Below are 21,446 nucleotides of genomic sequence, written 5' to 3'. Positions count from 1 at the left end.
CGCCCTGCTAAGTGGCTAGCAACGCATTACACGATACTTTAACTAGCCGCCGTAAGCACTGTACCAAACTAGAACCAAAATTGCCGAGCGTTGATAGTCCGCCTTGAGCAGTTTGTTAGCTGCTACGCAGAAGGTTGAGTTTTTCACCCAAGCGCCGAATTTGAAATCCATTATTGCTTTCGAGTGGCAATGTAAATTGGACAGCTCGAAAACCCAAACACAGTTGCTAGAACATGCTTGGCAGAGAATACTTTCAAAAAAGCACACTACCAAGCGCGCAAATCAGATTTAGCTACGCAGCATTTCAACACCCAAGAAGCCACACCAAAGAACTAAACAAACGCACCACTCCAGTAAACTGACTTTGGTTGATTCAATCACTTTTCGAACAGTGCCACTGGCGAGATAGTTTGCGCATTGGGACTATCAAGTGTGAAGCTAGAGCCCCGCATTCATGAGCACTTAAGCCCTTAGTTCTTTAAACACTAGCTAACGCCCTGCTAAGTGGCTGACAACTTGCCACAAAACGTAAACAAGCCACCTTAAACACAGAGCAAACTTTGAAGTAAATTCGCCGAGCGTTGGCAGTCCGTCTTAAGCAGATTGTTAATAAAGGACTTTCGGCGCGCTCTAGACCCAAACAACCCACCGAACTCAACAGTACAAACCAACCAGATTTTTATTGGCTACTGACCCACTGTCCTTTACAGAAACCCGCTTTAAGCAAGTAGCCAAACCAAAGTGACAGAGAACAGGCCACCCTCTGAAGTGACGGACAGTTAATTGCCACAACGATGAACCTTTGAGAGCTAAAATGGTTGTTGGCATATTAGCGCTTTCGATGCTTTCAAATGGCACTTACACCAGAGAAATGATCAACTCGAAGCGAACAATGCAGCTAGTTTTGACCAGCTAAAGCATCCACCCATGATCAACTACTTGCCATAAAATACCGTTCGTTTACAGCAAGCTTATTAACGCCCTGCTAAGTGGCTAGCAACGCATACCTCGATACTTAAACTAACCACCAAAAACACTGTACCAGACTAGAAGTAAAATTGCCGAGCGTTGATAGTCCGTCTTAAGCAGATTGTTAAACCTAATTGCGAATTTTGGACAAAGCTTTCAAAACAAGGGACCTATTTTTTGCCGATATTACCCATTTCGGTAATCTATTGACCATACTCCACTTTGAATTTATTGGTGAAGGCCTAAGAGCATATGCAATATATTCCGAAATATCGTTCGCATGCTTAGGGCTTAATATCCCCAACGTTTTGCCTTTAATAGTCACACCAAAAAACAAAGAGTAACCAAAATAAGGTTCGATACCACTTCCCGGATTGTAATTGACAAAATCACTTTTCCAACTTGGTATTGGCCATGTTTCTCTGTATGCACAACCATGGCAGACCAACGAAACATTTGAAGGACGCCAGGGCAAAGCATATTTAGACTCGGCAGTAATAATTGCATGCCCCTTACACTTAGGGCATATGCAGTGCACCTCTCTAAAATAGTCATTGAGTGTTGCATTAAACTTCATTGAATTCAAAACTCTCCTCATTAGGTTTAACGCCCTGTTAAGGGGTGAGCAACGCAATACCGAAGCCGCCGCATACCACCTTAAACACCACAGCCAACGCATAGTAAAAATGCCACGCGTTGCGAATCCCTCTTGAACAGTTGTTATGTGCGTGCTAATTGAGGTACTTTTGCCAATGTTGCTGCCCTTTCAAAACTACTCTGTAATCTTCGTAGTCCAATGAGCTGTAGAGCTTTTTAGCTGCAACATTATCATCACCGACCTCTAATGTGATTTTGAGGTAATCATTATCACGACAATACTGTTCGATACCATTCAGTTGTGCCTTGCCAACACCTTTACCACGAAAGTTGTCCGACACCATAAAGTCATGAATATTCATCACTCTTTGCGCACGATAAGTTGAGAACGATTCAAAGCAAACCGCAAAACCAGCAGGCTTATTGTCGACAAAACTGATAAATCCGTGGAAATAAGGCAACGCAAATAGCTGAGCAATTACTGAGAGGTCTAGTTCAACTGAGAATCCAGATAGATACTCCCTAAACAAAGTCTCGAATATACTCTTGTCCTCAATGCTTTCTGTTTTGATAAGCCTGATTGTGATTTCCATATTCATTTCCACCAAAGCACATAACAGTTCTTAGACAGAACAATTCTATAAAAAACTACAGAACCAATCTGCAATAAAACTTTAACTACCCCCACGTTACCAAATCAACTTACTAAATAACAGTTACTTACATCAAACAGAGAAAATTACGAATCACAAAATGCAGAATTGTTCTATATAGCATGATTTTCGTCCTGCCTCCGTTAATGTGTATACTTATACAGTATCAATATTATATTACAAAAAAAGCCCCGCATTTGGTAATGCGAGGCTTTCAAATTCAGTTTAGAAGCTAATTCTTAGCCTACAATGCCACGCGCTTTTAAGAACTCAGCGTAAGTGCCTTTAAAGTCTGTAATCTTGTTGTCTTTTATCTCGATGATACGCGTAGCTAACGAATCGACAAATACTCGGTCATGAGATACGAAAAACAGTGTGCCTTTGTATTGCTCTAAAGCATTGTTCAAAGACTCAATAGATTCCATATCCATGTGGTTGGTTGGCTCATCCATTAACAGCATGTTTGGCTTGTGCATCATTAGCTTACCTAAAAGCATGCGGCCTTGCTCACCACCAGAAAGTACTTTTACTGATTTTTTGATGTCGTCTTGTGAAAACAACATACGACCTAAGAAGCTACGAATTACTTGCTCGTCATCACCTTCTTGGCGCCACTGACCCATCCAATCCATCAGGTTGAGATCTTCTGCAAAGTCTTCTGCGTGGTCTTGCGCATAGTAGCCAATATTAGAGTTTTCAGACCACTTAAATTCACCAGTACGCGGCTCAAGTACACCCGCTAATGTGTTAAGCAGCGTTGTTTTACCTACACCGTTTTCACCGATGATCGCAACACGCTCACCGACTTCGAAAATGGCATTAAATTCACTAAACAGATCGTCTTCAAAGCCTTGGCTTAAGTTTTCAACATTCAATGCATTGCGGAACAGCTCTTTCGACTGTTCAAAGCGGATGAATGGGTTTTGGCGGCTTGACGCTTTTACTTCTTCGAGCTGGATTTTGTCGATTTGCTTAGCTCGTGATGTCGCCTGCTTAGCTTTAGAAGCATTAGCAGAGAAACGTGCGACGAAGGTTTGTAGTTCTGCAATTTGAGCTTTCTTCTTCGCATTGTCAGACAATAGGCGGTCACGTGCTTGCGAAGCAGCCATCATGTACTCATCATAGTTACCTGGATATACACGAAGCTCACCGTAGTCTAAATCTGCCATATGCGTACATACTGAGTTTAAGAAGTGACGGTCGTGCGAGATGATAATCATGGTGCAGTTACGCTGGTTCAGCGTTTCTTCCAACCATCGGATAGTATCCATATCCAAGTTGTTGGTTGGTTCGTCAAGTAGCATAATATGCGGATCTGCAAACAGTACCTGAGCAAGAAGAACACGAAGTTTCCAACCAGGAGCGACTTCACTCATTAGACCGTAGTGTTGCTCTTCAGGAATACCAACAGCAAGTAATAGTTCACCTGCTTTGGAATCAGCCATATAACCGTCCATTTCAGCGAAATGAACTTCTAAGTCGGCAACGAGCATACCCTCTTCTTCACTCATCTCTGGCAAAGAGTAAATACGGTCACGCTCTTTTTTTACTTCCCACAGCTCTTTGTAACCCATGATAACGGTATCGATGACCGTGAACTCTTCGTAAGCAAACTGATCCTGATTTAGCTTTGCTACGCGTTCGTTAGGATCATAACTTACGTTACCACCTGTAGGGTCAAGTTCACCACTTAGGATTTTCATGAACGTTGATTTACCACAGCCGTTCGCACCAATAAGGCCGTAACGGTTACCTTCACCAAACTTAACAGAGATGTTTTCAAAAAGTGGCTTAGCACCAAATTGCTGTGTGATGTTGTTAGTGGAGATCAAAGTCATTACCTATTAAATATGAAAAACCGCGCCACACTACTGTTTACTGAGTCGAACTTCAAGTTTTGTTTTGCCAAGGCATGAAAACCATCAGCTATGTATTAGCAATCTAACTTTTATGAGTTGGTTTTAGGCTGAGGTTCTATATAATCGCCGCCAGTTCCAAAAGTAGGTCACAATCATGAAGAAGTTAATCCCTGTTATCATTGCATCTTTGTCTTTAGCTTGTTCTGTCGCGGTAGCGAAGAACACTTTTAATGCTAACCCAGTTTGGGGAAACGACACATATGGTCACTTGCAAACAGGTGATATCGCTTATCAGGATGATGAAATCATCTGTTTACATGGTAAGACCAATAAATGCTATGACAAGGAAGTGGTGATGAAGTGTGGTTTGCCACCAGAGTCGTTAGCAGAGAAGCTGAAATATCAGGAATGCAAAGACTCTCTAGCGGAAGAATCAAAATAGTTAGAAAAACGGTCAGCTTTATTGCTGACCGTTTTGTTAAAGATTCATGACCTTGAGTTGAGGTTCTGCTCGTTCCGGAAGATAAATACTAAACTGGCTTCCTTTCCCCCATTCAGAATTAACTTTGAGCTCGCCGCCCGATTGGCTGAGAATACTTTGCGAAACCGAAAGACCTAATCCCGTTCCATCGCGCTTAGTGGTGTAGAATGGAGAGAAGATTCTCTTTAGATTTTCAGGCTTAATTCCACACCCTTCGTCTTTCACATGAATAACCGCACCGAGAGTCTTACCATCTTCGACCCAGTCTTCACTTGAAACGATCAGGCGACCTTTGCCTTGCATGGCATGAATGCCATTCATTTGCAGGTTGACGAGAATTTGCAGTAGCTGATGGCGATTAACTTCGACTGAAGATTGCGCATTCAACTCGGTCTCAAAGGTAACTTCACGCTTTTTGGCACCTGTTTTAACCAAAGTGATACTCTCTTCGATAATGGGATTGACGCGCTGCCAAGTAATCTCATCTTGTACACCACCTTGCCGACTGTATTGCAGTAAGCTCCGTGTGATATTTCGAATACGGTCAATCTGTGCGTGAATCGCTTCAATCTCCTCTTTAACTCGAGACGATTCATCCCCCAACTCAAACTGTATAAGTTCAACATTACCTAGGATCACTGCGGTCGGGTTATTAATTTCATGAGCAATACCTGCAGTAAGCTCACCAAGCGCTGCCAGTTTTTCATTAACGACAAGTTTATCTCTTGTTTGGTTGAGCAGTTGAATGTGCAATTCTAACTGTTCGGTTTTTTCTTTTAGACTCGCAGTTCGATCTTGCACTTTGCACTCAAGTTGATTAGCTGCACGTAAAATTTCGTTTTTACGTTGTTTGAGCAGGTCAAGCATATTGTCAAACTGCTTGGCAAGTTGCGCCAACTCATGCCCTTCGTCTAGGCCAAGAGGTCCAATGCGCGTTTCCTTACCCAGTTGAATCATTTTTACCACGCGGTGAATATGCTCGATCGGGACAAACAGATCGCGAGAGCCTCGATAAACAAGCAAGCTAGAGACAAACAGCAAAAATAGCGTCGTGATTGATATCTCTGCAATATTAGTCATATAGGTGGTAACAAATGGCCATAGCAAATACCCTGTGTAGAGCATGCCAATAACGTTGTTGTACTGATCATATAGAGGCTGATACGCGGTGATGTACCACGCATCGTACACAAATGCTAAGTTGGTCCACTCATGCCCTTCTATTAAGACCGCTTGTCTCACCTCGTTTGAAACACGTGTACCAATCGCTCTTCCAAGCCGATCATTACTATCTAGCGGAACATTAGTGCTCACTCGAAGATCATCTAAAAAAACCGTTAGTGTACCGACAGGGCGTAGACTATCTTGTTTAGAGGGATAAATAAGATCACGAATGGTATCGACCAATACAGTACTGTTATTAAGCAGTAAACCACCATCTAAAAAGCCAATAATATCGTTAGATTGGCTACGTATCGGAATGACGGTGCGGCTAACCAGTCCACGGCTTTCAATCGTATTGTTCTCAAGTATTGGAGTTTGGGCGCGTTTGACCAGATCATTACCGAGTTCGCTAAGCTCTTTCTCTGTCAGCACATCAAAGAATGACTCTCTATGGGTAAGATCCATAAAGCGGAATTTGTTCTCCATGCTGTCAACACGATGAAAACGCAAAAAGTCGAGCTTATACCTGTCTCTCTGATTTGCAACCCAGTTCTTCAATTCAGCATCGCCGAAACTTCGTTCGCGCACTCGCGTAACAAATTCATATGAGCTAGCAAATGCTTTAACATGATTCGCTTGTTTCTCTTGAATTAACTCAATGCTATTTTCCGCGACACCAAGCCGCTCAGAGACATCGACTAAAGCACTCTGCCAAGTGTAATGGATTGACCAATAGATGGTAATACCAATTAGTGCGACAAGTGTTAAAGCGATAGGTGCAGAGGTCAGGATCATCAAGCGATATCGAACCATGGTCTTAAATCGATAGCGCCATTTTGACCAAAATGAGGGGCTATTCGGCATAGCTTGATTCCTCATTCTCCCACTCTTTGTATTTACGCTCTAACGTTTTGCGCGCTACGCCCAAATCTCTTGCTGCGGCTGATTTATTTCCGTCATGATAATCCACTAACTGTTGAATATGCGCTTTCTCAACTTTCTTCAGTGTCCATGTATTGGGGTAGCCCTCTTGCTGATTGGTCGGAGTGGTAAGCTCAATAACTTCCGCTCCGCTCGATACCGTCATGGTCACAGATGGCTTTAACGTATCACCATGAATCTCACGCCAATAATGTGCCGGAGGTTTGCCGAGCAGAATGCAGCGCTCTATAAGGTTTTTGAGTTCACGAATATTGCCCGGCCAGTCATATTCGTTCATAGCAAGAATATCTTCATGCGCCCAATTTGGATTGGGCATTCCAAGCTCCAACGCTAACATCTGTGTAAAAAATGGGACGAGCTCAATGAGATCTGCTTTACGCTCTCTTAGTGGCATCACATCGATCTTGAGTACATTGAGTCGATAGAATAAGTCGGCGCGGAAATTGCCCTTATTCACTTCTTGTTGAAGATTTCGATTCGTTGCTGCCACAACTCTAACGTCGATCGTTATCTCCTTCTCTCCACCGACTGGGCGAATAGTCCTTTGCTCTAGCACGCGTAGTAAAGCCGATTGCATAGCAAGCGGCATCTCACCAATTTCGTCTAAGAATAGTGTTCCTCCATTCGCAACGCGAAACAAACCTTCGCGACTTTTCTTAGCCCCGGTAAACGCTCCTGCATTGTGACCAAAAAGCTCACTTTCGAGTAGTTCCGGTGCAATGGCACCACAATTTATTGGCACAAATGGTCCACTGCGTTGGCTTGCTTCGTGTATACCTCGCGCGACTAGTTCTTTGCCTGTCCCTGATTCACCTTCAACCAATACAGATGCGCGAGAAGGTGCAAATTGGCCAATCAGTTGTTTTAGCAATGCCGTTTTCTCTGAACCGCCAACAATGTCTGTGACAACATGGCGTTTAAACTCATGACGAAGCGCAAATTGGTGGCGCTCTTCTAAGCGTTTATCAATGCAACGCTTAACCGCTTGCAACATCTGCTCTAGGTTAAACGGTTTAAGGATAAAATCCGACGCACCCAATTTGAGAGCAGATATTGCCGTCTCCAGATCGGCGTAGCCCGTCATAAAGATGATATCGGCTTTTTTATCTGGGTCTGTGAATGCTTCTTCCCATTCAATTCCAGAACGCCCTGGCAAATTAATATCGAGAACAATCAAGTCATAATGGTTGGCACTCCGAAGCTGCTCTGCTTCTTCGATACTTCCAACACAGTCAACTTTTGAAAACCACTTGCTTAAGGCTTTGTTCAGTATCGTTTGCATTCCAATTTCATCATCGACGACAAGTACTGAAAACGCTTGATATTGTGAGACTTTGTTAGGATCGAATGATGGAGGCATGATGACCACTTGCTTTATAGGGTAATTGGGACAGAGTGTACCAAGTTTATCAGTACTCGACTTAATAAATGTGAGACATTTTGTCCCTCATCAAGTTTTTGTGTGTTAACTTTTTGATATTTAGCTTGAAAAGTATCATGAATTGTTGGCATCAAGATTGCAATTAGTGCTTGCCAACTGATAACACGAATCTTATGGCATAGGTTCACTACTCTTAATTTGTCTAGCCCAAATTATAGAAAACGGATTTATAACAATATGAAAAAAATCACTTTTACATTGGCCACTGCGTCACTGGCTTTAGTTAGCTACTCGGCATCTTCGGCTGATAACTCTCACGTGCGTTTAGCGACGACAACAAGCACCTACCACTCTGGTCTACTTGATTACCTGCTTCCTGAATTTGAAAAAGACACAGGCTACAAGGTCGATGTGATCGCAGCCGGCACGGGTAAGTCGCTTAAAATGGGTGAAAACGGCGATGTCGATTTGGTAATGACTCACGCGCCAAAAGCCGAAGCAAACTTCGTTGAAAAGGATTATGGCGTTCTACCTCGTAAATTGATGTACAACGATTTTGTTATTGTGGGCCCTCACGCAGATCCAGCTAAAGTGGCAAAGCAAAAAGACGTCGCTGATGTGTTCAAAAACATTGCCAATATGAATGCGACGTTTATCTCTCGCGGTGATGATTCAGGTACTCATAAAAAAGAGAAAGGTATCTGGCAGCAAACCAAAATGGAGCCAAATTTCGGTGGTTACCGTAGTGTAGGCCAAGGGATGGGACCGACTCTCAACATGGCCAACGAAATGCAAGGCTACACCATGACTGACCGTGGCACTTGGTTAGCCTACAACAACAAACTTGATCTTGAGATTCTGTTCCAAGGTGACAAAAAGTTGTTTAACCCTTACCAAGTCATCTTGGTTAATCCAGAACGATACCCAAGTATTAACTACCAAGGAGCGAAAGAATTCAGTGACTGGTTGGTTAATCCAAGAGGGCAAAAACTGATTAATGACTTTACACTCCACGGCAAACAGCTTTTTGTTGCTAATGCCAACGAGAAATAAGCCTAAATGAGCCTTTGGCAAACCACCCTCGATGCGCTTGCCTTGTTAGTGAGCTTCGATAAAGAACTTTGGGAGATCGTTGCGGTCTCCTTTAGTGTCTCTTTGTCTGCGATTTCAATTGTTCTTTTACCAGCGATCATATTTTCAATTGTGTTGGCTTATACAGATTTTAGAGGAAAATGGTTTTTCCTTTCATTGATCAATACTCTTCAAGCTATTCCAACAGTCGTCATTGGTTTGTTGCTGTACATGCTGTTGTCACGGGCGGGCCCTTTGGGTGACTGGCAAATGCTGTTTACGCAAAAGGCGATGGTTGTCGGTCAAATGCTGATTGGTTTTCCGGTGTTGGTATCAATGATGCATGGCGCATTGCAGTCTAGCGATCGAAGAGCAGTTGAAACCTCAATTACATTGGGCGCTTCTATACCGCGAATTATTGCTACCATGGTGTGGGAAACACGTTTTCCACTCATGGCGGCAGCGATAGCGGCGTTTTCTCGCATTGTAACCGAAGTGGGCTGTTCAACCATGGTGGGTGGCAACATTATGGGGATCACGCGAAACATCCCTACAGCGATTGCGATGGAAAGCCATAAAGGGGCGTTTGCTCAAGGGGTCGCTTTGGGCATTGTCTTGCTTACATTAGCACTAGTACTGAACTTCATGCTCACAAGTATGCGTGGCAAAGGTTACTTAAGGACTTAAGGGCGCTGTATGACAATTAAGATCACGGCACAGCAACTTTCTATGCGCTTTAAAGAGCGTGTACTGTTCCACATCCCTACTCTCTCTATTGGTCCAAACGACGCTATCTACCTTAAAGGTGATAATGGAGTCGGCAAAACCACACTACTCAAAATCTTGTCTGGGTTAATGAAACCATCAACAGGAAAAGTAAGTGCGCCAAGCGATACATGGTTACACAGACTGTTTCCGCGCTCTGGTCGTAAAGGCGTGATCTACCTTCATCAGTCTCCGTACCTTTTCGACGGAACGGTTTATCAAAATGTTGTCTACGGTATCCGCTTCGAAAAAGATGCAGCAAAAGATAAGCGAGCTCAAGTTATCACTGCACTGCGCATGGTAGGCTTAGAAACTTTAGCAGACGAGCATATTTCAGTCTTGTCCGGTGGAGAGAAGCAACGCGTCGCGATGGCCCGGGCATGGATACTTAAGCCTTCGATTCTTTTGATGGACGAGCCGAGCGCGTCACTTGACCAAGAATCGATTGAGCGCTTAGTGGTCATGGCGAAAGATCTTTTAGATCGCGGTTCAAGCTTAGTCATAACCAGTCACCAGCAAAATGCACTAACTGGGCTTTGTAACAAACAATGGGTGATCAGTGGCCTTGAACTGAAAGAGTACTCAAACAACGACTTTGAGTTAAACAACGTCGTTGTTTTGAAAGATAAATCATTAGATACAAAAGTAAGTAGTAGAGGATAGTCTACAACGAGTTGTAACACATAATGCATCAAGCCTTTGGGCTTGAAAGAGAAAATAGATTTGCTAGAGTGCAAGCCCAATAACAAGATAATATCAGATACGACAAATATGCTTCATGCAAAAGAGACAAGCTGGGTAATTTTGGCTGGTGGTCAGGCAAGCCGCATGGGAGGACAAGATAAAGGTCTTGTTTTACTCAATGACAAGCCCTTGATCCAACATGTGATCAACAGGCTAAAACCTCAAACTGAACGCATCTTGATTAATGCCAATCGCAACCATGAGGCATACCAAGAATTTGGCGAGGTCTTTTCTGATCAATTTCATGACTTCCCTGGCCCAATGGGCGGTATTCATGCAGGACTCATCAATGCACCAACCGATTGGGTAGGTTTTGTACCATGCGATAGTCCGCAAATTAACAGTGATTTGGTAGAGCGTTTTTGTCAATCGGTGACAGGTAGTACCGATATTTTAGTCGCCCATGACGGTGACCATCAACAGCCTGTTTTCACCTTGTACCATAAGCGTGTATTACCCACACTCAGCGCTTTTCTTGAGCGCGGAGATCGTAAGATCATTCTTTTATACAAAGAGTGCAACACTGAGTATGTCGATTTCAGCGACTCACCAAACTGTTTTGTAAACTTAAATACCCCAGAAGAACTGGCCCAATTCGGAACCATCAGCTGATGACTTTAAATCTTCCTATCCCTATTCTAGGTTTTGCCGCGTATTCAGGTACGGGGAAAACAACGTTGCTAGAAGCTCTTCTGCCAAAGTTAACTGAAGCCGGCCTTCGTATTGGTATGCTCAAACACGCGCACCATAATTTTGACGTTGATAAAGAAGGCAAAGATAGTTACCGACTAAGAAAAGCTGGCGCATCGCAAATGTTGATCTCTTCGAGAAATCGTTTTGCGTTGATGACCGAAACCCCTAAACAGGAATCTGAGTTCGCCTATCTATTATCACGCTTCGACACAGATAAGCTTGATGTCATTTTAGTTGAAGGCTGTAAAAACATCGCCTTTCCTAAGATTGAACTTCATCGCGAAGCAGTAGGTAAACCTTGGCTATACAACAACGATGACAATATCATTGCCATTGCAGCAGATTCAATCGTTGAAGACAGCGACCTACCGCAAATGAACATCAACGATTTAGATGCAATCGCACAATTTGTCACAGAATATGTACAAAGCCACACGGAGCCCAAGAAAAATGAAGCGGCTTGTTGTGATACCCTCTCCCCTGCTTTTCTATCCGTAGAGCAAGGACGTGACAAAATTCTTTCACTGGTTAACCCTGTTACAGAATCTGAAACATGCACTATCACACAAGCGTCCGGTCGCGTGCTATTTGATGATGTTATCTCTCCGGTGAACGTCCCTCAATACACGAATTCAGCGATGGATGGCTTTGCTATTCGTGGCGAAGATGCCGATTTAGAAAGCTTTGAAGTCGTCGCTGAAGTTTTTGCTGGTCACGCTCACGATCGTCCGCTCGAAAAAGGTCAAGCAGTTAAAATTATGACAGGAGCCCCTACCCCTGAAGGCGGCGATACGGTCATTATGCGTGAGCAAGCTCAGCACAGTGGTGACATTGTCACATTCTCATCAAATGTCAAAGTAGGTCAGAATGTACGACAAGCGGGAGAAGACTTAGCAATCGGCTCTTCAGTTTTTGCTACAGGTCAGCGAATCGCTTCGCCAGAGATGGGAATGATCGCCTCACTTGGCTTTGCTGAATGCGGCGTTTATCGCAAGATCAAAGTAGCAATCTTCTCTACTGGTGATGAAGTCCAAGCTCCTGGTAGCAAGCAAAAGCAAAACTCCATATATGACTCTAACCGTTTCACCATAATGGGAATGTTAGAGAATTTAGGCTGTGAGATTCTCGACTTCGGTATTATCGAAGATGACGAAGCTTTGATGATAGAAGCGTTAGAGAGCGCAGCTTCGAAAGCCGATGTCGTCATGACTTCTGGTGGGGTTTCAGTCGGTGACGCCGATTACATTAAACTTGCACTAGAGAAGCTTGGCCAAATCGACTTCTGGCGAATCAACATGAGACCAGGACGACCACTCGCCTTTGGTCAAATACAAAACAAACCATTTTTCGGTTTGCCGGGTAACCCTGTCGCGGTCATGGTTTCGTTCATCAATTTCGTTGAACCTGCTTTAAGAAAAATGCAGGGAGAGCAAGGCTGGCAACCTCTAAAAGTAAACGCGATAGCAACGGAAAATCTACGTTCTCGTCAAGGCCGAACCGAGTTTAGTCGCGGCGTTTATGAAATCGATCATCGCGGCCAATTAACGGTTCGCACAACAGGCAAACAAGGGTCAGGAATCTTACGCTCTATGAGTGAAGCAAACTGCTTGATAGAGATTTCACCAGCGATTGATACAGTTAAAGTCGGTGAAAGCGTGACAATCATCCCGCTTCAAGGCAGAATCTAGTTATTAAGATGAGGTCAGCGTTGCTGGCCTCTTTAGTTTTATCGATTTGGAATTATTTATGGCTCGCACAATCCTCTACACTTACAAAGAAGAAGAGAAAACTCTGACCTTCTCCTACCAGCAGCATCGTAACATCCACGAAGCGGTGGCTGAAGCTGAAGGTATTGATATCTCGGAGTATTTGAAAATGGAGCAACAAATCGAAGCGATTTCAGACACAAAATCCGTGCGCAACTACCGCGATAACTACTTTAGAAAACTGGGCTTTGGGCGGATCACATTGCAACAAAAAGAAAACCTTGGGGTTGGCAAAAAGAATCAATAAACAATAGGGCTGCAATTGCAGCCCTATTATATCCGAAATGAGTAACCTTACTTGATATTAAGGAAAGCTGCACCACGTACACCGCCTGAATCACCATGTTTAGCTTTGATGATTTTAGGGCACTTCGCTACAGAAAGAAGGTATTTAGGTACGCGCTTTGGCATTTCTTCGTAAATCAGTTCGAAGTTAGAAAGACCGCCACCTAGCGCAACAACATGGGGATCATTTGCAGTGAAGATGTTGGCAAAGCAGATCGCCAATAACTCCATAAAGCGCTCAACATGCTCGGTAGCCTTAGATTCACTAGCTTCATAAGCTTTGATGATATCGATCGCTTTCTTCTCTTCACCAAAGTAATGGGTGTAAATTAACTCAAAACCGCGGCCTGATAGGTAACTATCTAAACAACCTTTTTTACCACAGCCACAGCCCAATAATGGGGCGTTGTCACCTAGGTGAAACCAAGCATCGATTGGTAAGCGCATATGACCCAGCTCACCAGCAACGTGGTTTCTGCCAGAGAATACCGCGCCATCATAAATCAAGCCGCCACCAAAACCGGTGCCAAGAATTAAGCCCATCACTGACGGCTCATCTTTTAATTCTTCATCCCAAGCCTCAGAAAGAGCAAAACAGTTCGCGTCGTTTTCAATTTTAACGCTACGACCAATTTTCGCTTCTAGATCAGCACGTAAAGGCTTACCCTTTGCAGCAGGCACGTTAACCGTTAATACTGTTGCGTCATCAGCGTCTTCCATACCTGGTAGGCCCAGACCGATTTTGCCTTCACTACCGAATTCTTGATCGTATTTAGTGACTAGGCTAGCAATGGTATCAACCAATAATGCATAGTCATCCGTTGGCGTTGGTACGCGTTCCGTTGCAACACGCTCGAGTTTTTCGTTAAATGCACCAAATTCAATCTTAGTGCCACCAACGTCAAAGCCGTAGTACATCTCTTCTCTCCCAGAAAAATAACTCAAAAATTCGTTTAATCGACTTATTATCCATATAGCTACGCCTACAAACTGTGATTTAGAACGGATTTAGCTCGGTAATGGTTTTAACTGCGCAGCGTGTATACAACCAGATGATAATAATTAGACCAGTTTCTCGTTTCTTATCTCTTCGATGAAACGATTCAAGGCTGGTTTTGTGTCGTCACGTCTATTTCGAGTCTTACTATTCATATAGCTTTCCCGAAATACCGCAAACCAACTCGACAAAGTTTTCGCTAACTTAGCTTCGCCAAACTCCTCAAATACCAAACTGGCTACCTCCGCCGTGGCGAGGTGCTGGTCATTTTCTGAACGGCGCATCATATATTGAGAGACAGAATCAGGGCGAATTGATATCACAGGTAAAGCATCTAGATATGGCGACTTATTGAAGATTCGTCTCGCTTCTCGCCAACTGCCATCAAGAAAAATGAGCAAAGGCACTTTGTTTCCACACAATGCTAGTGCGTCCCCCTTAATCAATCTTGTTTCATCCGATACGTACTCATCTGGAAAGATGACAACTGGCTGATATTTTGGGTTACTCAACACTTGAAGCATTTCTTTGTCGGGTTCAGTTCTACTCCACTGATAAGCGTATCCATCTTTAACTGTATCCAGTATTAAGCGCCCTGTATTGCTTGGTTTAAAAACTTCGTTTTCTGATAAGATCAGCATCGCGCTAATATTGCTGTTTACGTCAGGTTGATAAGCGCATAGACAGTCTTTTTCCGCTACTTGGCAGTACTGACATCGAACAACTTTACTTCCTCGCGCAACAAATGGTTTAGTCGAGCGGTCTAATCGCTGTTGATACAAGCGATGAAAGGCGTGGATTCTCATGGTGTATTGTAGATAATAAACAAGGGGAGCCAGTTTACCCACCCAACCAACAGTTGCAAGGATTACAAGATGCAAAATCCAGAAATGATTCGACTGAGTTTCTTTCTTTCTGTACTCATTCTTTGTGGGTTGTGGGAGTGGTTAACACCACGTAAACAACTAACTCAAAGTAAGCTCTATCGTTGGCTTAACAATCTCGGGCTTATCGCTTTCAACTCTGTATGCTTGAGTTTGGTGATGCCTATTCTGGCTTTTGAGTCTGCGATATACGCCGCGGATAGCAATTGGGGCTTACTAAATCAATTCCAATTGCCTTCATACATTGAAATTATTATCTCAGTTGTACTCCTTGATCTAACTATTTACTTACAGCACCTGGTGTTTCATCGCATCCCTATTCTATGGCGTTTGCATCGAATGCATCATGCCGACCAAGATATCGATGTAACGACGGGAACTCGTTTCCACCCTATCGAAATTATCTTGTCAATGTGGATAAAAATTGGTTTGGTGCTAATGTTTGGGGTTTCCCCCATCGCCGTTATCGTATTTGAAATTATTCTCAATGCCAGTGCTATGTTTAATCACAGCAATGCGTTTTTGCCACTAAAAATAGATGGAATGCTGCGAAAAGTGATTGTGACACCTGACATGCACCGCATTCACCACTCGGTCATTGAGAAAGAAACACATTCAAATTTTGGTTTCTTTCTATCCATTTGGGATCGGATGTTTAACACTTACCGAGCACAGCCCGTATTAGGGCATGAAAACGTTAAGATAGGTATTCCAATGTTCCAAAGTCGCACCGAGCAGCGACTGGATAAAATGCTTACGCAACCTTTTAGACGTACTTAAAAGGAGTATTGTGCTTCTTCATCACCTCATTGGGTTACAGTGCGTATTTATGAAGCATGGTTTGTTGATTACCTGCTATATTAGCGACTTTTTGTGAGCTCTCTACCACAGACTCGAGTTGTCGCTTAGTTAGGTCACCCTGTTCTGAGACGCGCGTAATAGACTCACTCACGTGCGCTGTAGCACGCTCTTGCTCTCCCGTTGCAACAGATATCTGCTCAACACGAGCTTTAATATGATCAACCGCAGTTTCAATGTCTACAAAAGTTGCTTTCACTAGCTCACTCGATTCGAGGGCGTTGGCCATTTCTTGGCGTGATTCTTCTACAGCAACGCGTGAGCGCTCAGCAGCACCGACGAGTTGATTCATACGATCACGTATATTGGTAGTTTGGTTGGAAGTATCGCTGGCAAGCTTTCGTACTTCGTCGGCAACAACAGCAAAGCCTCTGCCCTGCTCTCCTGCACGCGCAGCTTCTATCGCGGCATTCAGTGCTAATAAGTTCGTGTTTTCTGCGATACCAGATATTAGGTCAACCATTTCTCGAATCTGTCGCACTCGCTTATCTAGCTCTACCATTGAGGTCTCGTTAGCATTGAGGGTGTTCTCTAATGCTTGTAAACGCGTTCGGTTTTCTTCAATAGCCGTCACACCTTGGCCCGACAGTAAGGCCGCTGACTTGGATTCTTGATAGGATTCGGTGGTTACCGTTGAAATCTGACGGATAGACGCCTCAAGTTGGTTGACGGTAGTTATCATACTCGATAGCGAGTCATTTTGTTCACTTAAGCTTTGATTTGATAGCTCTGCCGCACCATGGCTGATTTCTGCGGTTTGATATAATGTCTCGCAGTTTCGAGTAACGGTCGCAATGGACTCTTTCGTCGATGCCATCACTTGGTTGAGCTTAGAAGCAATTTCTTTCATCTCCAGCGGACCAAGCAATTGAGCGTGCCCAGTCAGATCGTGATGAGTCATTTTGTTTAAGTGACTTATGATGTTGTTCAAACCTCGGTTAATCCATTGCTTGAGCATAAGCCAAGCAACGATTATGACAGCAACCAATAGAGCCCCGCTGACTAATAGCACAACGGTTATTGCATCCATCGTATTAACTACCACACTCTGGCTATCACCGATTAAGGATTCGGCAGTGGACGAGATCTGATTTAGCATTGAAATTGTTTGATTCGCGATTATGGTTACTTCCGCAACTTGCTCTGACTGCGTAGTCGCTAGTTGCAGTTTTAAAAGGATTTGGTCAACAATGCCATCTTTTTCATAACCTGATAATACCATGTCGTAGCTTGCCGTTAAGCTTGTAAAGTCTACGACGTCCGGATGCCATTCTTTGAAGTCGTCATACGCTAAGTTGACGCCAGCTAAACGATTTTTCATTTCTCGGTATTCTTCATTGGCTTTTGAAAGATCTGAATGCATCATCAACTGCACAAACGAGCTTTCCATTGAACTAACGTTGGCGATAAATCGGTTCGCCGCGTCTGCTGATTCTGGGTTACCACCAACTAGGAATGAGCTAATTCTGTTCATTTCTGGGCCAACAGAACCAAGCCCATAGCGAAACGCATCAAGGTCCTCATTGATTTTTACTTGTCTACTCAGAATGTTTTGTTGAGTACCAATCACACTCGCAGTCAGTGCTTTGAGCGATTGGATCGAGCCTGAAAGCTGCTCTGTTTGTTGCAATGAAATCGCATTATTAAAGCTCGATGATATGTTTCCGATTTGCTCGTAGAGCTGATCAATGTTTGATTCTAAAGACGATATTTGCTGTTCAATATGACGAAGAGTTTCTTTATCTTGAGTTTGCGTGACATAACTAAGCTGCTTGGCTTGATCTAGAATGTGTTGAGTTAGCCTCGCGTTAGTCATTGCAAGGGGCAATGCTTGTTCAGATAGGCCTGAAAATTGTAAGTTAATTCGCTCTAAGCCCTTAAGACTCGTGACAGAAAGTAAAATCACCAGTAAGGTAATTGTTATAAATACAGCACTGATGGTTTGAATCAGCGATAGTTTAAGTTTGCCTTTTTTCAGCGTGTCCATTTGGAAATAAGGTCCTAGTACTAAAGTTATCAGTGAGGCATATTATGTCTGGTTTGTTACGCTTAGATTTCAGTAAAGGTTATTAATGAAGCATCTAGTTTTTCGTGTGAGTCACTTCAAAACCCTTCTTTTATGCCTAGCCGTAGCGGGCTGCAGCAGTCAGCCCGAACATGACTTTAGCTCAGCAAACGGCGCAGCGCTTACTGAACAAGAAGAAATCACAAAAAATTCATTACTGGATGTTTACCGAGTATGGAAAGGCGCGCCCTATCGTTTAGGCGGGACAACCGTGAGTGGCGTAGATTGCTCTGCGTTCGTTCAAACCACATACAAAGACGCTCTTGGAATGCAGTTACCGCGCACAACACTCGATCAAGTGAAGTTGGGGCAACAGATAGGTTACTCTGAAGCGAGTGTTGGTGATCTTGTGTTTTTTAAAACGGCCCCAAAAGTAAGGCATGTTGGTGTGTATATAGGTAACAAGCAGTTTATGCATGCCTCTACTTCAAAGGGGGTAATCATATCAAGATTAGATAACCCTTACTGGGCATCAAAATATTGGCATTTCAGACGAGTTAGCTACTCGCCTGAAATTAACTAAGTGTTTTAATCGTACTTAGCCACAGCGGAATCGAATAAGTTCTTGACTAATGCAATGTACTCATCCAAAAATCCAATCTGCTCATTGGTGGCTGGTTTTGCCCAAACGCCCGCAAGCACTTCACTTAAGTCTTCAACTACCGAGTCTGCCTCTTTTAGAAGCTGAAAACGAACGCTAGAGTGCAACTCTGGATTTTGCTCAAAGATCGCCATAATATTACTCGCGACCATATCAGTAACGACATCTTCTACGCTTTCAGTTCCGACATCGCCATCCTCAGATGCGAATACGTCAAGATTAAAAGCCAAATGCTCTATTAAAGCCAAGTAACCATCGGTTTCAACAACCACAGCCTATCTCCGTTATAAATTATGTCGTTGACTAACATCCTTAATACTAAGACATATCAATGAATAGTTACAACCAAAGTCGAATAGGTTGCTGACTTCCTGCACAAATTCAGCAATCACCTTTAATAAAGCTAGCATAGGATCGATTTATAGGAAGCTAAATTGAGTCCAAAACCGTGATTCACTTGAGTAGCAAATTGGTGTTTTAGCGACTAGGTGGAGCAAGTTCACACTTTTGCGTTGTGAGGAAGCAATCTGTCTAAATGGTTGAATTTTTTGCACTATGAATCAGTATTCATTCAAAGCTTCTTCTACACTAGTAGCAAGGCAATTAATACTAGGACAAGATATGTGGCAGGCCATTTCTAAACAACTTTCCGAAACCTTAATGTTTTCTTATGACATTATTGAAAAAGAAAAAGTGCATGGTGGTGATATTAGTGATTGCTACATGGTGTCAGATGGTGAGCAACGTTACTTTGTAAAACTTAACAAGCGCGATTTTCTACCTAAATTCGATATCGAGGCAGAAAACATCCGTATTTTACGCGAGAGTAACACTGTATACGTACCAGAACTCATCTTAACGGGTAAATCCAAAGACCACTCTTTCATTATCCTCAACTACCTTCCAACCAAGCCTTTGGATGATAGTAAAAACAGTTACGCTTTTGGACAACAGCTCGCTCGTTTGCATCAATGGGGAGATCAAAAAGAATATGGATTTGATCAAGACAATTATATTGGCTCAACGCTTCAGCCAAACAAGTGGAGTCGCAAGTGGGCAAGGTTTTTTTCAGAGCAACGAATAGGCTGGCAACTTCAATTATTGAGGGAGAAAGGTATTGATCTTGTCGATATCAATGAATTTACCCAACTTGTCCATGACAGATTAGTTAACCACCACCCTAAGCCCGCTTTACTTCACGGCGACCTATGGCACGGTAACGTTGCGAATTCGGTATTCGGACCAATTTGTTACGACCCCGCGTGCTACTGGGGTGATCGTGAATGTGATATTGCGATGACCGAATTGTTCGAAGGCTTCCAACCAGAGTTTTATCAAGGTTATGAAAGTATCGCCCCTCTCGACTTTGGCTATAGTGAGCGAAAAGACATCTATAACCTTTATCACGTCCTCAATCATTATAACCAGTTCGGCGGTCACTATTTAGAACAATCACAAAGACTTATAAAGCAGATTCTTTCATACTAACTAAAAATAATTTAATATTTACAATTAGTTACACTAACTCACCATCTTCGTTGTCAATTATTTTTACTATCAATAGTGAAGTAAGGGGCAACGAATTTTTGTTTTCCTTACCTAAGTCAAATTTTGTACTTAATTCATACCGAACATGAACTTCTCAGCTTAAGATTATAGTGTCGACAGGGGCTCTCCTTAGTGTTAACAGGAGGCAGTTAGGCATTGGTTTTTCGACAGGTTGTAAGGAAAAAGATATGCAAAAATATACAGAAAAGATGGTTTCATGCCCTCACTGCGGACATTCGATTGGTATCACATTAGATGCTTCAAACGGCAGCCAGAACTTTTATGATGACTGCCCAGCATGCTGCCACGCGATTCACTTAAACATGACGGTTGACGAGCAGTTGGATAAAATAGAACTCCTCGTTGATGCCGATGATGAACAAATTTTTTAAAAAGCGCCTTGGGCGCTTTTTTACACCACTGCTGGGTGGGTCTCACATTCGGTTCGCAAGCACTCTCTCAACCGTGTCCACAATCGCTTGAGTTTGAGGATCAAACTCAACATTGATCTTATCTCCAACCTTTCTTTGTCCAAACAAAGTACGTTCTAAGGTTTCTGGAATGAGATGGACAGAAAAACGGTTCTCTTCTACTTCGCCGATAGTTAGTGAACAACCATCTAGACCAATATAACCTTTTGCTAATACATACTTAATCATATCTACCGGAACGCGAAACCAGATAGTACGATTGTTTGGTGTATTAATCACCTCGACCACCTCACCGACTAACGAGATGTGACCCGACATAGAATGCCCACCAATCTCATCGCCAAACTTAGCGGCTCGTTCAATATTGACTAAGTCACCCTCATTCAGTTCACCCAGATTCGTCAACGACAGCGTTGCACGCATAAGATCAAAGTCAACTGAGCTGCCATCAATATTTGTTACGGTCAGACAACAGCCATTGTGTGCTACCGACGCACCAATCTTTAAACCTTCGGCCATTTCTTTTGACAATTGAATCGTATGAGTCTGAAACTTTTCTTTCTTTTCTATTGCAATGACTTCCGCCATGCCCTGAACAATTCCTGTGAACATTAATTATTTCCACGAGTTTTTCATGGTGCTTAGTGTGACATTTCTTTATCATCACGCACAATCATTTTCTCTTATGTTCA

21 protein-coding genes and 1 pseudogene are annotated in these 21,446 nt (G+C 43.1%); 11 read left to right on the top strand and 11 right to left on the bottom strand.

Annotation, left to right across the window (positions count from 1 at the left end):
* Positions 1–42: 42 nt before the first annotated feature.
* The 4 genes from APB76_RS23370 to APB76_RS00685 form a co-directional block, all read right to left on the bottom strand.
* Positions 43–171, bottom strand: coding sequence for a hypothetical protein (locus tag APB76_RS23370; RefSeq protein WP_269085102.1), 129 nt, complete (start codon positions 169–171; stop codon positions 43–45).
* 928 nt (positions 172–1,099) lie between these two features.
* Positions 1,100–1,546 (bottom strand): hypothetical protein, encoded by a 447-nt coding sequence (locus APB76_RS00695; protein ID WP_054963072.1) that lies wholly within the window; start codon positions 1,544–1,546, stop codon positions 1,100–1,102.
* Between the two features lie 154 nt (positions 1,547–1,700).
* Complete coding sequence (locus tag APB76_RS00690; RefSeq protein ID WP_054963071.1) at positions 1,701–2,159, bottom strand: GNAT family N-acetyltransferase; 459 nt, start codon at positions 2,157–2,159, stop codon at positions 1,701–1,703.
* 299 nt (positions 2,160–2,458) lie between these two features.
* Positions 2,459–4,051: an ABC-F family ATPase gene (locus APB76_RS00685; protein WP_054963075.1), complete on the bottom strand. Its 1,593-nt coding sequence runs from the start codon at positions 4,049–4,051 to the stop codon at positions 2,459–2,461.
* A 181-nt stretch (positions 4,052–4,232) separates the two neighbouring features.
* Here APB76_RS00685 and APB76_RS00680 point away from each other — a divergent pair, with 181 nt between their 5' ends.
* Positions 4,233–4,520: a hypothetical protein gene (locus tag APB76_RS00680; protein ID WP_054963070.1), complete on the top strand. Its 288-nt coding sequence runs from the start codon at positions 4,233–4,235 to the stop codon at positions 4,518–4,520.
* Positions 4,521–4,556: 36 nt separating this feature from the next.
* Here APB76_RS00680 and APB76_RS00675 read toward each other — a convergent pair whose 3' ends face one another.
* Both APB76_RS00675 and APB76_RS00670 read right to left on the bottom strand, forming a co-directional pair.
* Positions 4,557–6,587 carry a sensor histidine kinase gene (locus APB76_RS00675; protein WP_054963069.1) on the bottom strand — a complete coding sequence of 677 codons (2,031 nt, stop codon included), beginning with the start codon at positions 6,585–6,587 and terminating at the stop codon, positions 4,557–4,559.
* On the bottom strand, positions 6,577–8,025 hold the full coding sequence (locus APB76_RS00670; RefSeq protein ID WP_054963068.1) for a sigma-54-dependent transcriptional regulator: 1,449 nt from the start codon (positions 8,023–8,025) through the stop codon (positions 6,577–6,579). Before APB76_RS00670 ends, APB76_RS00675 begins: the two co-directional genes overlap by 11 nt.
* 258 nt (positions 8,026–8,283) lie before the next feature.
* Here APB76_RS00670 and APB76_RS00665 point away from each other — a divergent pair, with 258 nt between their 5' ends.
* The 6 genes and pseudogenes from APB76_RS00665 (at position 8,284) to APB76_RS00640 (ending at position 13,332) form a co-directional block, all read left to right on the top strand.
* Positions 8,284–9,099, top strand: a complete 816-nt coding sequence (locus tag APB76_RS00665; protein WP_054963067.1) for a substrate-binding domain-containing protein — start codon at positions 8,284–8,286, stop codon at positions 9,097–9,099.
* A gap of 6 nt (positions 9,100–9,105) precedes the next feature.
* Positions 9,106–9,804: an ABC transporter permease gene (locus APB76_RS00660; RefSeq protein WP_054963066.1), complete on the top strand. Its 699-nt coding sequence runs from the start codon at positions 9,106–9,108 to the stop codon at positions 9,802–9,804.
* A gap of 9 nt (positions 9,805–9,813) precedes the next feature.
* Positions 9,814–10,461 (top strand): annotated as a pseudogene (locus APB76_RS00655) (energy-coupling factor ABC transporter ATP-binding protein); the annotation flags it as partial.
* Between the two features lie 192 nt (positions 10,462–10,653).
* Positions 10,654–11,238 carry a molybdenum cofactor guanylyltransferase MobA gene (gene mobA, locus APB76_RS00650; protein ID WP_054963064.1) on the top strand — a complete coding sequence of 195 codons (585 nt, stop codon included), beginning with the start codon at positions 10,654–10,656 and terminating at the stop codon, positions 11,236–11,238.
* Complete coding sequence (locus tag APB76_RS00645) at positions 11,238–13,007, top strand: bifunctional molybdopterin-guanine dinucleotide biosynthesis adaptor protein MobB/molybdopterin molybdotransferase MoeA (RefSeq protein WP_054963063.1); 1,770 nt, start codon at positions 11,238–11,240, stop codon at positions 13,005–13,007. The genes mobA and APB76_RS00645 overlap by 1 nt, the downstream gene beginning before the upstream one ends.
* A 58-nt stretch (positions 13,008–13,065) precedes the next feature.
* On the top strand, positions 13,066–13,332 hold the full coding sequence (locus tag APB76_RS00640) for a DUF2960 domain-containing protein (RefSeq protein WP_054963062.1): 267 nt from the start codon (positions 13,066–13,068) through the stop codon (positions 13,330–13,332).
* A gap of 47 nt (positions 13,333–13,379) precedes the next feature.
* Here the strand turns inward: APB76_RS00640 and nagK are convergent, their stop codons facing one another.
* A complete protein-coding gene (gene nagK / locus APB76_RS00635) occupies positions 13,380–14,288 on the bottom strand; it encodes an N-acetylglucosamine kinase (protein WP_054963061.1) in 909 nt (302 codons plus the stop codon).
* A gap of 144 nt (positions 14,289–14,432) precedes the next feature.
* Complete coding sequence (locus APB76_RS00630; protein WP_049845267.1) at positions 14,433–15,173, bottom strand: tRNA-uridine aminocarboxypropyltransferase; 741 nt, start codon at positions 15,171–15,173, stop codon at positions 14,433–14,435.
* Between the two features lie 69 nt (positions 15,174–15,242).
* On the opposite strand from APB76_RS00630, the gene APB76_RS00625 reads away from it, so the two are divergent.
* A complete protein-coding gene (locus APB76_RS00625) occupies positions 15,243–16,031 on the top strand; it encodes a sterol desaturase family protein (RefSeq protein WP_049845251.1) in 789 nt (262 codons plus the stop codon).
* A gap of 34 nt (positions 16,032–16,065) precedes the next feature.
* Here APB76_RS00625 and APB76_RS00620 read toward each other — a convergent pair whose 3' ends face one another.
* Positions 16,066–18,096 (bottom strand): methyl-accepting chemotaxis protein, encoded by a 2,031-nt coding sequence (locus APB76_RS00620; protein WP_054963060.1) that lies wholly within the window; start codon positions 18,094–18,096, stop codon positions 16,066–16,068.
* Positions 18,097–18,181: 85 nt separating this feature from the next.
* On the opposite strand from APB76_RS00620, the gene APB76_RS00615 reads away from it, so the two are divergent.
* A complete protein-coding gene (locus APB76_RS00615) occupies positions 18,182–18,697 on the top strand; it encodes an NlpC/P60 family protein (protein ID WP_049845249.1) in 516 nt (171 codons plus the stop codon).
* Between the two features lie 5 nt (positions 18,698–18,702).
* Here APB76_RS00615 and APB76_RS00610 read toward each other — a convergent pair whose 3' ends face one another.
* Positions 18,703–19,047, bottom strand: coding sequence for a DUF3802 family protein (locus tag APB76_RS00610; RefSeq protein WP_049845248.1), 345 nt, complete (start codon positions 19,045–19,047; stop codon positions 18,703–18,705).
* 349 nt (positions 19,048–19,396) lie between these two features.
* Between APB76_RS00610 and APB76_RS00605 the strand changes: the two genes are divergently transcribed.
* Positions 19,397–20,263 carry a fructosamine kinase family protein gene (locus tag APB76_RS00605; RefSeq protein ID WP_049845247.1) on the top strand — a complete coding sequence of 289 codons (867 nt, stop codon included), beginning with the start codon at positions 19,397–19,399 and terminating at the stop codon, positions 20,261–20,263.
* Positions 20,264–20,511: 248 nt separating this feature from the next.
* A complete protein-coding gene (locus APB76_RS00600; RefSeq protein WP_049845246.1) occupies positions 20,512–20,715 on the top strand; it encodes a CPXCG motif-containing cysteine-rich protein in 204 nt (67 codons plus the stop codon).
* 42 nt (positions 20,716–20,757) lie between these two features.
* Here APB76_RS00600 and APB76_RS00595 read toward each other — a convergent pair whose 3' ends face one another.
* Complete coding sequence (locus APB76_RS00595; RefSeq protein WP_054963059.1) at positions 20,758–21,366, bottom strand: riboflavin synthase; 609 nt, start codon at positions 21,364–21,366, stop codon at positions 20,758–20,760.
* Positions 21,367–21,446: the final 80 nt, after the last annotated feature.

The organism is Vibrio bivalvicida (assembly GCF_001399455.2).
Classification (GTDB): domain Bacteria; phylum Pseudomonadota; class Gammaproteobacteria; order Enterobacterales; family Vibrionaceae; genus Vibrio; species Vibrio bivalvicida.
This window is presented reverse-complemented; position numbering and strand designations above follow the sequence as displayed.